This is a genomic window from Burkholderia sp. MSMB1072, assembly GCF_001524725.1.
Taxonomy (GTDB): Bacteria; Pseudomonadota; Gammaproteobacteria; order Burkholderiales; family Burkholderiaceae; genus Burkholderia.
In genome coordinates this window covers 136,386-150,654 of the sequence record NZ_LOYC01000035.1, presented here as the reverse complement: position 1 = coordinate 150,654, position 14,269 = coordinate 136,386, and the positions used below count along the sequence as shown (strand labels likewise).

The following is a 14,269-nucleotide window of genomic DNA, read 5'->3' as shown; positions in this document are numbered from 1 at the left end:
GTTACGCCTTCACGGGCTGGATCAGCTTCGCGCACGCCGCCGCCTGCGGATCACCCGCCGGCAGCTTCCCGCACACGCCGTCGAACTGCTTCACGACCGACCTGACCGACGCATCGTGCGCGCCGCTGCCGCGCCAGCGGTTCAGTTGCGTGACGACCTTGGTCAGCGCGCGCAGGTTCGCGCCGTAGAACGCGTCCCGGGTCTTGTCGGCCTGCGCGAGCACACTGGCCGCAATCCCTTCGATGCGCGCCGAATCGTCCGGCGCCAGTTCGACCGCATTCGCAAAATAAGTCGCGCCCCAGCGCAGCTTCGTCGCCGGCCCGCTCGCCGCGTCGTACGCCTTGCGATACCAGTCGAGCGCGGCCGCCTTGTCGCCGCGCGCCTTCGCGTTCGCGGCCAGCCCCGACATGAAGTAGTACGGCGTGGACGAACGCGGCAGCTCGGCCTTCAGCAACGCATCCGATTCGTCGTACAGCCCTGCGTCGGTCAGCGTGTCCGCGCCTTCGCTGACGAGCGCCTGCCGCTCGTACGCGTTCGCCGCGCGCTGCACCGACGCGGCGATCTGTTTGCGCGCGGTGTCGGCGAGCGCCGGTGCGGCGGGCGGTGCGCCCTTGCGCGCGTCGCCGCGCGCGAGCAGCACGCGGCCGTGCAGCGCCATCAGCCGATCGATCGACGACAGCGTGCCGTCGGTCGACAGGCGCGCCAGCGCCGTGTCGTACGCGCCGCGCAACTTCGTGCGCTGCGCGTCGTCGCCGCCGAGATACGCGACCACGCGCGCAGGCGCCGCGACCAGCACATCCGAATCGGCCCGCGACAGCGCCGGATCGCGCAGCACCGTGCGCAGCGAATCGGCAAGCGCGGCCTTGTCGAGCGCACCGGCCTGCGCCGGGTCGTCCGACGCGGCGACCACCGCCGACTTCAGCGCGAAGCGCGCCGATTCGGCTTTCGCACCCGCCGCCCGGGCGCGTTGCGCAAGCGACTGCAGCGTCTCGGCGACGCGATCGGCCGGCACCGGCAACGCGCCGTCGGTATCCCACGAATAGTCGGCCAGCAGGCGCCATTCGTCCGGCGTCAGCGACGCGCCGTTCTTCAGCGCCGTCGCGAGCGTCTGCCGCACCGGATGCGCGGCCGTCATCCCGAGCGACAGCGCCTGCATGTAGCGGTCGAGATCGGCTTCGCCCGGCAGCCGCGTCACTTCGGTGCCGTCGGGGCGGAACAGGATCATCGTCGGATAGCCGTGCACCTTGAAACGCTCGCCGAGCTTCTGCGCGCTTTCGGTATCGCCGTCGAGATACACGGGCACGAAGAACGACGAACGTGCCTTGAATGCCTGCTGGCTGAAGATCGTCGACTTCACCTGGTTGCACGACGGACACCATACCGCGCCCCAGTACAGCAGCAGCGGCTTGCCCTCGCGCTTCGCGAGCGCGAACGCGGCATCGACGTCGCCGTGTTGCCACGCGATGCCGGGCGGCAGATGCGCGCCGTCGGGCGCTGCGTTCGCCGCCGGGACGCCCGCGGGCGCGGCAGCGGCAAGCGCCGCAGCGGCGGCAGCGAACAGGCAGGCGGCGGTGAGATTGCGGAGAACGGTTTTCATCGAAGCGGGTTCCGTTGAAAAGGACGGTTTCAGGGGGATGCCGCGTGCGCAACGAGGGCCGCGATGCGATGGCGATGAGGCCGAACGCCGTGCAGCGCCGCGCATGCATCGATACGGAAACACGAAGCCGGCCGCAGCGACCGGCAAATCGTTTGAAGATACGACAGGTATAGCCGAAGGAAAACGAACGAATTCTCGATTGAATATGACGCGCGGCGCCGCGGCCGCGTGCCGTCACGTCCGCGACGGCCGGCCCTTCATTGCCGCGTCCTGATGCGGGCCATGTGATACACGGACGCATGCACGCCGTCGCGCAACGCGTAATCCGGCGATTCGCCTTCGATGCGGAAACCGTGTTGCTCGTAGAGTGCGATCGCCGCTCGGTTGTCGGTAAACACGGTCAGCTCGAGACGCGTGATGTTCAGCCAGTTCTCCGCGAGATCGATCGCGGCCGCGAGTAGCCGGCCGCCGATGCCGCGCCCGTGATGGGCCGCGTCGACCATCATGCCGAGCGCCGCCGCGTGGCGCCGGCGGGGATTCGGCTCGGGATGCAGGCCGAGATGGCCGACCACCGTGCCGTCGATTTCGGCAACGAGGCTCACGCCGTGCTCGCGCACGTCGTCGAGCCGCTTCCGCCATTTCTCGAGCGACGGAAATGGCTGCTGCAACGTATTCGTGTACACCGCGGGATGCGCGGCGATCTGCCGGATCGCGTCGACGTCGTGCGTCTCGCTGTGCCGGATCCTGATATCGGTCATGGGTGGGCCGGTTCCGAAAAGTCGCGCCGAACGCGCGGACTGCGCACGTGCGCAGCAACGCGTCGAGCTTAGCCGATTTCACGCATTTGAAACATGGGCGTCACGCCGGCGCACGTCAGGTTGCATCCGCAACGAAACGCGCGTGTGCCGTCCTCGCAACATCCGGAAAATTCCGACCGGTCGCCCCTGCGACGATCGGTAATTTCTTACCATACTCGGCCTCGCATTCGCGCTTGAACGAATCGTTGCACACACAACGTCACGCACGCGACACGCGATGTCATTTCTTCATCACGTCGACGTCATGTCGTGTCCCTAGACTGGGCGCCGCCTCAGCCCGGCCATGCGCCGGGACGGTGTGTGCCGGCACCTGCCCCGCGCATCACGAGCGTGCGGCGCACAGGATCGCGACGGCAAGGCCGCAGTATTCGCGCAACGTCGCGCGTCGGGCGCGATACGCGCACCGCCGCGACGCACGGCCGATGCCCCGAACACGCACGCATCGCGGATCGTCCCGGGGCGGGACCACGCGCGGGCACCGCCGGACGAACTCACGAACGCTCCCACCTTCACAGGATCCGAACGCCATGACGTCACGTCGCAAATTCCTTCAGCAGACCGCCGGCTCCGGCCTCGCCGCCGCCGCGCTGTCCGCGTTTCCGCCGAGCATTCGCCGCGCGCTCGCCATTCCCGCCTTCCATGAAACGGGGACCATCCAGGACGTCAAGCACGTCGTGCTGCTGATGATGGAGAACCGAGCGTTCGACAGTTACTTCGGCACGTTCAAGGGCGTGCGCGGCTATGGCGACCGCTTCGCGGTGCCGTCGCCGAACGGCCGCGACGTGTTCTATCAGACGCACACGAAGGCGGCGCCCGCCGCGACCGTGACGCCGTATCACCTCGACGCGCGCCAGGGCAACGCGCAGCGCGCGGGCGGCACGCCGCACACGTGGGCCGACGCGCAGGCCGCGTGGGATCACGGCCGGATGAACCGCTGGCCGGACGCGAAGACGCCGCTGTCGATGGGCTATTACGACGCGGCCGAAGTGCCGTTCCAGCGCGCGCTCGCCGATGCGTTCACGCTGTGCGACCACTATCACTGCGGGATGCACACGGGCACGATCGCGAACCGCCTGTTCTACTGGAGCGGCACCAACGGCCCGAACGGCATCAGCCCGGCCGACGGCAGCCGCGTGAAGATCGCCGCGCTGAACAACCAGTTCAACGGCGGCAACGACATCGGCCCGTCAAGCCAGGGCTGGACCTGGACGACCTATGCCGACCGGCTGCAAGGGGCGGGCGTGAGCTGGAAGGTCTACCAGAGCCTGATCGACAACTTCGGCTGCAACGAGATGATGAGCTTCCGCCACTGGCGCGCGGCGATCGAGCAGATGCCGGCCGCACGCCGGCCCGCGTACGTCGCGTCGACCGATATCACGCAGCCGGTGACGGCGGCCGGCGCGTTCTACGACCCCGCGATCGACGATCCGCTGAGCCCGCTCGCGAAGGGCTTCGGCAACACGATGCCGTACGGCTTTCTCGAAACGTTCCGCGACGACATCCGCAACGGCAAGCTGCCGGAAGTGTCGTGGATCATCCCGCCGTCCGCGTACAGCGAGCACCCGGGGCCGTCGAGCCCCGCGCAGGGCGGCTGGTACGTGCAGGCCGTGCTCGACGCGCTGACGGCGAACCCGGAGGTCTGGAGCAAGACCGTGCTGCTGGTCAACTACGACGAGAACGACGGCTTCTTCGACCACATGCCGTCGCCGGCCGTGCCGTCGCGCAACGCCGACGGCACGCTCGCGGGCGGCCATACGCTGTCGGCCGCCGACGTCGCGGTCGAGTATCACGACTTCACGCCGGCCACGTCGAGCCAGCCGGCAACCGACGGCCGTCCGTACGGCCCGGGCCCGCGCGTGCCGATGTGGATCGTGTCGCCGTGGAGCCGCGGCGGCTGGGTCAACTCGCAGGTGTTCGACCATACGTCGACGCTGCGCTTCCTCGAGGCGCGCTTCGGCGTCGCGGAGCCGCAGATCGGCGCGTACCGCCGCGCGGTGTGCGGCGACCTGACGAGCGCATTCAATTTCCGCACGCCGAACAACGAGCCGCTGCCGACGCTCGCGGGCCGTACGACGAAAAGCCAGGTCGACGCGCTAAGCGCCGCGCAGCAAACCGCGCCGAAAATCGTGCCGCCCGCGACGCCCGCGCTGCCCGCACAGGCGACCGGCGTGCGCCCGTCGCGCGCGTTGCCGTACGAACTGCACGCGAGCGCACGCACCGATGCCGGCGCCGGCACGGTCACGCTGAAGTTCGCGAACACCGGCCGCGCCGCCGCCGTGTTTCACGTCTATGACAAGCTGCACCTCGACCGGCTGCCGCGGCGCTACGTCGTCGAGCCCGGCAAGACGCTGCACGGCGACTGGGCCGCGCGCGCCGACGATGGCGGTAAATATGACCTGTGGGTGCTCGGCCCGAACGGCTATCACCGCCGCTTCACCGGCGACCTGAGCCGTCTGGCCGGGGCGCGCGCGCCGCATCCGGAAGTACGCGTCGGCTATGCGGGCGCGAGCGGCAACCTGCACCTGCGGCTGCGCAACGACGGCGGCGGCACGGTGCGCTTCACGGTGAAGTCGAACCAGGTCTACGGGCCGCTGTCCGGACACGGCGGAAACGACGACCACGGTCATGGCCGCGACAACGAAAATGGTAACGACCAGGGTCGGGGCAACGGCCATGGCGCCGGCACCACGTGGACCGTCACGGTGCACGCCGGCGACCAGTCCGAACTGCACTGGAAGCTCGACTCGACCGGCTACTGGTACGACTTCATCGTCACCGCCGACAGCGACGCGAGCTTCTCGCGCCGCGTGGCCGGCCGCGTGGAAACCGGCCGGCACTCGGTCAGCGACCCGGCGATGGGGCTCGCCGACCGCTTCTGACGCCGCCGCGGCGACGCGCGGCGCAGCGCGCGTCGCCGCCCGTGTCGGCACGGCCGAGAACGCCGCTCGGGCACCGGTTTCGGCCGGCGCCCGATCCGGTGCAGACGCCCGCCCGGCGCGGCTCAAACATCAGAAGGATCGGTGGTTCAGCCCTCATTTCACCGCCACGAAAATGCTCCGTGTTGCGGCCCGTTCGCGTTAAACTGCGTCAAGCCGTATTCAACAAAGACATCTTTGCCGCCAAGGCATCCACGACACGAGGATAGGTTCGATGCGCACTACCGGCTCATCCGGGGCAATGACCCTGCTCACCGAACACGACGCGGCCGATGGCCGCGAACTGCGCTCGCTCCGGCTCGAAGCGACCGGCGACGGCAAGAGCGTGCTGCTGATCGAGATCGACGAACGCAAGCCCGGCATCCACCGCGAAGTCCGCTACGAGATCACCCCGGCCGAACTGATCGCGGCGATCCGCTCGCACGGCGCCGAGCTGCCCGGCGAAAACCACGGCGCCGCATCGCTCGCCCGCACGCCCTCCTGATTCCGAACGGTGAGCCGCGCGCAATGCGTCGGCTCACCCACATCCCCCTGCCGCCGTCAGGCGCTTTGCATCATTCCCGCCGCTGCGTTGAAAAAGGCCGATAATCGGCCCATCTGCATTTCCCGCCACGCGTTTCCTTTTCGGCCAGCCGTCATGCTCCTACGTGACCTCGTCGCCCAGTACGGGCCGCTTCTCGTGTTCGCCAACGTGCTCGCGGCGGCCATCGGCCTGCCGGTGCCCGCGATGCCGACGCTCGTGCTGTTCGGCGCGATGTCGGCGATGCATCCGGCGATGATCGGCTCGCAGCTCGTGACGGTCGTGGTGCTGTCGGTGCTCGGCGCGCTGATCGGCGACACGGTCTGGTACGTCGCCGGGCGGCGGTACGGCGGCACGACGCTGAAGACGATCTGTCGGCTGTCGCTGTCGCGCGATACCTGCGTGAAAAAGACCGAACGCTTCTTCGGCCGCTACGGCGTGCGCGTGCTCGCGGTCGCGCGCTTCATTCCCGGATTGTCGCTGGTGTCGGTACCGATGGCCGGTGCGCTCGGCACGCGCTATCGCACGTTCGCCGGCTACGACGCGCTCGGCGCCGCACTGTGGACGATCGTCGGGCTGGTAGCCGGCCTCGTGTTCTACCGGCAGATCGACTGGCTGTTCGCCGGCGCGAGCCGTCTCGGCCGTGCGGTGCTGCTCGTCATCGTCGCACTGCTCGCCATCTATGCGGCCGTGCGGTGGATGCGCCGCCGCGCGCTGATCCGCCAGCTCGCGAACGCGCGGATCGGCGTCGACGAGCTCGACGTGCTGCTGCGCGACACCGCCGCCCCGGTGGTGCTCGACGTCCGCTCGCCCGAGCACCGCAAGCTCGACCCGTTCGCGATTCCCGGTGCGCAGTTCGCCGACGAGCGCCAGATCGCCGACATCGTCGCGCGCTATCCGCTCACGCAGAAGTTCGTCGTGTATTGCTCGTGCCCGAACGAGGTGACGGCCGCGCTGATGGCGAAGCGTCTGCTCGATGCAGGCTTCACCGATGCGCTCGCGCTGCGCGGCGGCCTCGACGCATGGCGCGATACGGGCCGCCAGCTCACGTCGCTCGTGGAAGAAACGCCCGCCGGGAGCGATCCTGTCGCGGGATGGCACAAGCCGGCCTGATCGCACCGATCGCAGGCCAGCCGTGCGAGAGTGGGGGCCTTGCGCCCCCTTCCGTCAGAACGCGTGCAGCGGCAGGTTCACGACCAGACGGTACTCGGTGTTCGACGCGTCCGAGTAGTGTGCCGAGCCGTTGTGCCACATCGCGATGAACGTGACCTTCGTGTTCTTCAGCTTGCCGCTCTGGAACGTGTACGACGGAATGAAGCCGAACTCGTGGTGACGGCCCTGCACCGGCGCACCGTTGCTCCAGTAGATGCTCGACTTGCTCGGGTCGTTCGCCGCGCCCGCGCTGCCGTCCGCACCCCAGCCCGTCACGCCCCACACCATCGCCTTGAAGCCCGGCAGGCCCGCTTCCTTGCCGTAGAACGTGTAACGCAACTGCAGCGATTTCTCGTGCGGGGCGTTGTAGTCGACGTCCATCGAGTTGGTCAGGAAGATGCCGTTCGTTTCGTTCAGGTAGTCGAAGAACTGGTCGCCGAGCACTTGCTGGAAGCCCAGCAGCAGCTCGTGCGGGCCATGCTGCGCGGCCAGCGACAGGCTGTACGCGTTGTTGTTGATCTTGCCTTGCAGCGCATCGCCCGTGTCGTGCGTCGAATAGACGTTGCCGAAGCCGGTCCACTTGATCGTCTGCGGGCTGCCGATGCTGTGCTTCACCGACGCGTAGTACTGGTGCCACACGTCGTCGGCCTGGTTCGCGTACAGCGCGACTTCGCCGTTCGGTGAGTAGTCCCACGTGCCGCCGACATAGGTCAGGCGATTGATGCGCGTGCCGCCGTATTGCGTCGTCAGGTTGGTGAGCGTCGTATGGCCGCGCGCGTCGGTCTTCGTGAAGCTGCCGGCCTCGAGCATCACGTTCTTGAATTCGTTGCTGACGAGCGTCGCGCCGAGGAACGTCGGCGGCAGCGCACGGTTGTCGTGCTGCTCCATGAACGGATTGTCGACGGCCTGCAGACCATACTTGACCACCGTGTTCGAAATGCGCGCCTTGACGTCGTAGATGCCCGGGTAGGCCCACGCGAGCTGGTTGCCGCCGCCGCCGCCCTTCGCGATGTGCACCATGCTGCCGGCGCCCTGACCGCCGTCGAGCTTCAGCGCTGCATACAACGACGCATCGAAGCCGATCCCGATCAGGCCGGTCGTATAGCCCGACTCGAAGTTCGCCATCGCGCCCTGGATCCACGCATGGCGATGCGGCCCGCCCTTGGCGTCGAGCACGTCCGCATAGTTGCGGAACAGGAAGTCGAGATGGCTGTCGGCAATGAAGCCGTTCGATTTCGACTGCGCCGACGGCTCGTCGGGCGGCGTGACGGCCTGGGTCGCCTCGGCGTTGACAACGGCGTTCGGAGTCGTTGCCTGCGCAACGGTCGCGCCGGTACCGGCAGCCGGCGCGGCCTGCGCGACCGTCAGCGGCGCGCTCGCCGCGTCGTCGGCGTGCGCGACGCCCGTCAGCGAAACGCCTGCGAGCGCCGGCAGTCCCCATGCGAGCAGCATCTTCGATGCCGTCCCGATCGTCTTCTGCTTTTTCATCGTAATAATTCTCATCTTGTGTTGATATCGTCCACACCGGTTGCGATCCGCTCCCGGCCCCCCGGCGAGCCCGGCTAAGGGCGCGCCTGTACCCGCGGCGCGAAGATCGTTCGCGCCGCACCTACCCCTGTTGACCTGCCTTGGTTATGTTTGCTGCGTCACTTCACATCACGCCGCGCCCGCGCGGATGCACGCGACGCGCGCCGCCGATCCCTGCCGCACTTCCGGCAGCGGCACGTCCTGCGCGCACGCGTCGATCGCGACCGGGCAGCGCGTGCGGAACGCGCAGCCGGACGGCGGGTTGAGCGGCGAGGGCATCTCGCCCGCCAGCAGAATCGGACGGCGAGCACGCTCGCGCGCCGGCTCCGGCGTCGGCGCCGCATCGAGCAGCGCCTTCGTGTACGGGTGTTGCGGCACGCCGTACACGTCATGCCGCGTGCCGAACTCCATCACGCGGCCGAGATACATCACGAGCACGCGCTGGCTGATGGCCTTCACCACCGCCAGGTCGTGCGCGACGAACAGATAGGACAACGACAGTTCGCGCTGCAGATCGCGCAGCAGGTTCACGATCTGCGCCTGGATCGACACGTCGAGCGCCGAGACGGGTTCGTCGCAGATCACGAGCTGCGGCTCGCCGATCAGCGCGCGCGCAATGCCGACGCGCTGGCACTGCCCGCCGGAAAATTCATGCGGATAGCGCAGCAGGTGATGCGCGTTCAGCCCGACGCGTTCGAGCATCGCGATCACGCGGCGGCGCACTTCGGTGCGGCCGAGGCCAGGCTGGTGCGTGACGAGCGGCTCCGCGACGACCTGCTCGATCGTCATGCGCGGGTCGAGCGACGCGAGCGGATCCTGGAAGATCATCTGCACTTCGCGCCGCATCGCGGTGCCGCGCAGGTGATCGGGCGCCATGGTCTGGCCGCGCCATTTCACGGTGCCGGCCGTCATCGGCACGAGGCCGATCAACGCGCGCGCGAGCGTCGATTTCCCGCAGCCCGATTCGCCGACGAGCCCGACCGTCTCGCCGCGCCTGACGTCGAACGACACGCCGTCGACCGCGCGCAGCGTGCCCTTCGGCGACCACGGATAGCCGCCGAGCGGCACGCGAAAATGCACCTTCAGATTCTCGACGGACAGCAGCGTGTCGTCCGTCGCGCCGGCTTGGCGGCGTTCATCGACGCTCATCGCAGACCTCCCGTCAGATCGGCCACCGGGCGGTGGCACGCGCGCACCGCGCCCATGGCGCCATAGGTTTCGAGCGCCGGGCGCGCGGCGGCGCAGCGTTCTTCCGCATACGTGCAGCGCTTCGCGAACGCACAGCCGGCCGGCGCGGCGCCGGGCATCGGCGGGTTGCCGGGAATCGCGACGAGCGGCGCATCGTCCGCGTCGGTGAGGCGCGGCAGCGCGTTGAGCAGCCCGATCGTGTACGGATGCGACGGCGCCGCAAAGATCGATTCGGCCGGCGCGTATTCGACGGTACGGCCCGCGTACATGACCATCACGTCGTCGGCGAGGCCGGCGACCACGCCCATGTCGTGCGTGATCAGCACGATCGCGGTGCCGCGCTCGCGGTTCAGCTCGCGCAGCAGGTCGATGATCTGCGCCTGCACGGTCACGTCGAGCGCGGTGGTCGGCTCGTCCGCGATCAGGATTTCCGGTTCGGACAAGAGCGCCATCGCGATCATCACGCGCTGCCGCATGCCGCCCGAGAACTCGTGCGGATACATGCGGATGCGGCGCGCCGCATCGGGAATGCGCACCGATTCGAGCGCCTCGATCGCGCGCTTGATCGCTGCCTTGCGCGACAGCTTGCGATGCAGCTGCAGCGTCTCCGTCATCTGCCGCTCGATCGTCAGGAACGGGTTGAGCGACGTCATCGGATCCTGGAAGATCATCGCGATCCGGTCGCCGCGCACCGCGTTCAGCGCGCGCGTATCCATGTCGAGCAGGTTGTCGCCGCGGTAGCGTGCGGTGCCGGTCGTCGTGCCGTTGCCGGCCAGGAGGCCGAGCAGCGCCATCACGGTCTGGCTCTTGCCCGAGCCCGATTCGCCGACGATGCCAAGCGTCTTGCCGGCTTCGAGCGAGAACGACACGCCATTCACGGCGTCGATCGGCGGCGCGTCCTTGCGCGTGAAGCGCACGCCGAGGTTGTCGACTTCGAGTAGTGCAGTCATCTCAGCGATCCTTCGGGTCGAGCGCGTCACGCAGGCCGTCGCCGACGAAGTTCACGCAGTAGAGCGTCACGCACAGCATGACGGCCGGGGCCAGCAGCAGCCACGGCATCGATTCCAGTTTCTGCGCGCCGTCCTGGATCAGCACGCCCCAGCTCGTCATCGGTTCCTGCACGCCAAGGCCGAGGAACGACAGCACCGATTCGGTCAGCACGATATTGGGCACCGAGACCGTCGCGTACACGACGACCACGCCGAGCAGGTTCGGCACGACGTGACGCAGCACGATCGACGCCGGCGACACGCCGATCGCGCGCGCCGCATCGACGAACTCGCGGTTGCGCAGCGACAGCGTCTGGCCACGCACGACGCGCGCCATGTCGATCCACGAGAACGCGCTGATGGTCAGCACGACCAGCATGAACGAGCGGCCGAACAGGGTCATCATCAGGATCGCGATCAGCAGGTACGGGATCGCGTACATCATGTCGACGATGCGCATCATCACGGAGTCGACGCGGCCACCCGCGAAGCCCGCGGTCGCGCCCCACGCGACGCCGAACAGGCCCGATACGAGCGTGCCGAGCAGGCCGACCTCGATCGATACGCGGCCGCCAATCAGCGTGCGCACGAGCAGGTCGCGGCCGAGCTCGTCGGTGCCGAACCAGTGCTGGTTCGCCCAGGTCGGCGGCAGGCTGATCGAGGCCCAGTCGCTCGCGGCGGGATCGGCTGCGAGCAGCCACGGGCCGACGAAACAGGCGAGCGCGATCAACGCGAGCAGCACGAGGCTGAACACGGCCGCGCGGTTGTGAAGGAAGCGCGCGAACGCGAGCTCGAGCGGCGAGCGCGAACGCGGCGGCGAATCGGTCTGCACGGGCAGGCCGACGACGGGAGTGGTCGGAGTCATCGCTGTGCCTCGCTCAATAACGGATGCGCGGATCGAGCCACGCGTACGCGAGGTCGACCAGCAGGTTGAACAGCACCGCGAAAACGGTCGTCAGCACGACGAGGCCGAGCACCAGCGTGTAGTCGCGGTTGATGGCGCCGTTCACGACGAGTTGCCCGAGGCCCGGCAGTGCGAACACCGATTCGGTGACGACGGCCGCCGTGATCGACGTGATGCAGACCGTGCCGAACAGCGACACGACCGGCATCAGCGCGGGCTTGAGCGCGTGGCGCAGCACGATCGTCGAGCCCGGCAGGCCCTTCGCGCGCGCGGTGCGGATGTAGTTGCTCGACAGCGTCTCGATCATCGAGCCGCGCATCACGCGCGCGAGCAGCGACACGTTGATGAAGGTGAGCAGCACGATCGGCAGCAGCCGGTACTGCCAGCCGCCGTCGCCCCAGCCGCCCGCCGGCAGCCAGCCGTTGCCGGCCGACGTCTTCAGCAGGATCGCGAAGATCCACACCAGCACCGGGCCGAGCACGAACGGCGGCACGACGTTGCCGAAGTTGCCGATCAGCATCACGAAGCGATCGATCACGCTGTCGCGGCGCACGGCCGCGACGGTGCCGAGCAGCACGCCGACCACGATCGAGATCGGGATCGACACGCCGCCCACGCCGAGGCTCACGGGCAGCGCCTTCTTCACGAGATCGTTCACCGACCAGTCGACGTAGCGGAACGACGGGCCGAGATCGCCGTGCAGCAGCGAGCCGAGATACAGCAGGTACTGCTTCCACAGCGGCTCGTCGAGGTGATACTTCGCGTTCAGGTTCGCGAGCGTCGCGGCGGACAGCTGCTTCTCCGTATCGAACGGGCCGCCGGGCGTGAAATGCAGCAGCAGGTAGCAGACGGTGATAACCGCGAGGATCGTCGGCACCGCCCACAACGTGCGCCTCAATGCGTAGGCCAGCATGATCGCTCCGCTCAGTGCTTGATCAGGTACATGTCCTGCGAAGCACGCATGTCGATCACGTTCTTCAGCGAATAGCCGCCCACGTAGGGCTTCACGAGACGGTCGGCCGAATACTGGAACAGCGGCACCATCGGCGTGTCGTTCATCGCCATGTCGTGCGCCTGCGTGAGCAGCGCGACGCGCGCCTTGTCGTCGAGCTTCTGGTTGCCTTCGTCGACGAGCGCGTCCATCTGCTTGTTGCAATAGCCGACGGTGTTCTGCGAGCTGCCGCAGCGGATCAGGTCGAAGAAGGTCATCGCGTCGTTGTAGTCGGCGAACCAGCCGTCGCGCGCGATCTGCACCTTGCCGTCGTGCCGCTGCTTCATCAGCACCTTGAACTCGACGTTCTCGAGCTTGGTAGTGATGCCGAGCTTCGTGCGCCATTCCGATGCGGTGAACAGCGCGACCTTCTTGTGCAGGTCGTTGGTGTTGTACGTGAGCGTGAACGACAGCGGCTTCGCGTCCGAATAGCCGGCCTGCTTCAGCAGGTCCTTCGCGGTCGCGATGCGCTTGGCCATCGGCCACGACGCCCATTCCGGCGTGAACGGCTGCACGCCCTTCGTGCCGTTCGGCATCAGCCCGTACATCGGCTTCTCGCCGGCCTGCGTGAGCTTCGACGTGAGCACGTCGCGATCGATCACCATCGACAGCGCCTGGCGCACGCGCTTGTCCTTCAGCGCCGCGTCGCTGTTGTTCAGGTAGTAGTAGTAGGTGGCGAGCTGCAGGCCCGGGCGCAGTTCGCCGCCGAACTGCTTGCTCACCTGCTGGAAGATGCCCGACGGAATCGAGTAGCTGTAGTCGATCTGGCCGGCCTGGTACATGCGCATCGCGGTTTCGTCGCTTTCGATCGGCAGATACGTGACCTTGTTGATCACGACCTTCGACGCGTTCCAGTACTTCGCGTCCTTCGTCGCCACGATGCGGTTGTTCGGCTGCCAGTCGACGAGCTGGTACGCGCCGTTGCTGACGATGTTGCCCGGGCGCGTCCATGCGTCGCCGAATTTCGCGACCACGTCCTTGTTCACCGGCGCGAGCGGCGCCATCGCGGTCAATTCGGGGAAGAACGCGACCGGCACGTCGGTCGTCACCTCGAGCGTGTACGGATCGACGGCGCGCACGCCGAGCGTCGACGGCGCGGCCTTGCCGGCGATGATGTCCTTCGAGTTCTTGATGAACTCGACGAGGATCGTGTATTTCGAGCCCGTCTTCGGATCGACGAGGCGCTGCCACGAATAGACGAAATCGGCGGCCGTCACCGGCTGCCCGTTGCTCCACTTCGCGTCGTGGCGAAGCTTGAAGATCCACGTCTGCGGCGTCTTGCGTTCCCACGACAGCGCGACGCCCGGCACGATCTGGCCGGCCGCATCGATGCGCGCGAGCCCTTCGAACAGGTCGAGGCCGATCGTGTTGCCGGTCCACGATTCGATGTGCGCCGGGTCGAGCGACTCGACTTCGGCCGGCACCTGGCGCGTCAGGTCCTGTTGGGGAGCGAGCGCGACGTTCGACGGAACGGTTACGGCGTGGGCGACGGGCGTCAGGGCGAGCGCGGCCAGCACGGCCGACATGGCATGCAAGGATTTCATCGTGGCAGTCTTGAGAAGGTTGTTCGGTGAGCGTCGCGCGGCGGATGCCGCGGATTACGCGTGAGACGCTGACGGGTGCAGCGATCGAGGAGGCCCGTGGTTC

The 14,269-nt window shown here is 67.8% G+C and carries 11 protein-coding genes; 3 read left to right on the top strand and 8 right to left on the bottom strand.

Annotated elements, in window-relative coordinates; all coding sequences use genetic code 11:
- Position 1 precedes the first annotated feature (1 nt).
- Positions 2–1,597 carry a thioredoxin family protein gene (locus WS89_RS19500; protein ID WP_059792777.1) on the bottom strand — a complete coding sequence of 532 codons (1,596 nt, stop codon included), beginning with the start codon at positions 1,595–1,597 and terminating at the stop codon, positions 2–4.
- Positions 1,598–1,854: 257 nt separating this feature from the next.
- Positions 1,855–2,355, bottom strand: a complete 501-nt coding sequence (locus tag WS89_RS19495) for a GNAT family N-acetyltransferase (RefSeq protein ID WP_034205918.1) — start codon at positions 2,353–2,355, stop codon at positions 1,855–1,857.
- A 587-nt stretch (positions 2,356–2,942) separates the two neighbouring features.
- Between WS89_RS19495 and WS89_RS19490 the strand changes: the two genes are divergently transcribed.
- The 3 genes from WS89_RS19490 (at position 2,943) to WS89_RS19480 (ending at position 6,984) form a co-directional block, all read left to right on the top strand.
- Positions 2,943–5,294 carry a phosphocholine-specific phospholipase C gene (locus WS89_RS19490; RefSeq protein ID WP_059792775.1) on the top strand — a complete coding sequence of 784 codons (2,352 nt, stop codon included), beginning with the start codon at positions 2,943–2,945 and terminating at the stop codon, positions 5,292–5,294.
- 271 nt (positions 5,295–5,565) lie between these two features.
- The gene (locus tag WS89_RS19485; RefSeq protein WP_006480304.1) at positions 5,566–5,835 is read left to right on the top strand and encodes a hypothetical protein; all 270 of its coding nucleotides are present in this window, start codon (positions 5,566–5,568) and stop codon (positions 5,833–5,835) included.
- A 153-nt stretch (positions 5,836–5,988) separates the two neighbouring features.
- Positions 5,989–6,984 carry a DedA family protein/thiosulfate sulfurtransferase GlpE gene (locus tag WS89_RS19480; RefSeq protein WP_059499519.1) on the top strand — a complete coding sequence of 332 codons (996 nt, stop codon included), beginning with the start codon at positions 5,989–5,991 and terminating at the stop codon, positions 6,982–6,984.
- Between the two features lie 54 nt (positions 6,985–7,038).
- Here WS89_RS19480 and WS89_RS19475 read toward each other — a convergent pair whose 3' ends face one another.
- The 6 genes from WS89_RS19475 to WS89_RS19450 form a co-directional block, all read right to left on the bottom strand.
- Positions 7,039–8,511 (bottom strand): OprD family outer membrane porin, encoded by a 1,473-nt coding sequence (locus WS89_RS19475; protein ID WP_059499520.1) that lies wholly within the window; start codon positions 8,509–8,511, stop codon positions 7,039–7,041.
- Between the two features lie 168 nt (positions 8,512–8,679).
- The gene (locus WS89_RS19470; RefSeq protein ID WP_059792773.1) at positions 8,680–9,699 is read right to left on the bottom strand and encodes an ABC transporter ATP-binding protein; all 1,020 of its coding nucleotides are present in this window, start codon (positions 9,697–9,699) and stop codon (positions 8,680–8,682) included.
- Positions 9,696–10,688, bottom strand: coding sequence for an ABC transporter ATP-binding protein (locus tag WS89_RS19465; RefSeq protein WP_059499522.1), 993 nt, complete (start codon positions 10,686–10,688; stop codon positions 9,696–9,698). Before WS89_RS19465 ends, WS89_RS19470 begins: the two co-directional genes overlap by 4 nt.
- A gap of 1 nt (position 10,689) precedes the next feature.
- Positions 10,690–11,592 carry an ABC transporter permease gene (locus tag WS89_RS19460; RefSeq protein ID WP_059499523.1) on the bottom strand — a complete coding sequence of 301 codons (903 nt, stop codon included), beginning with the start codon at positions 11,590–11,592 and terminating at the stop codon, positions 10,690–10,692.
- Between the two features lie 13 nt (positions 11,593–11,605).
- The gene (locus WS89_RS19455) at positions 11,606–12,544 is read right to left on the bottom strand and encodes an ABC transporter permease subunit (RefSeq protein WP_027781695.1); all 939 of its coding nucleotides are present in this window, start codon (positions 12,542–12,544) and stop codon (positions 11,606–11,608) included.
- Between the two features lie 11 nt (positions 12,545–12,555).
- A complete protein-coding gene (locus WS89_RS19450) occupies positions 12,556–14,166 on the bottom strand; it encodes a peptide ABC transporter substrate-binding protein (protein WP_059792771.1) in 1,611 nt (536 codons plus the stop codon).
- Between the last annotated feature and the right edge of the window lie 103 nt (positions 14,167–14,269).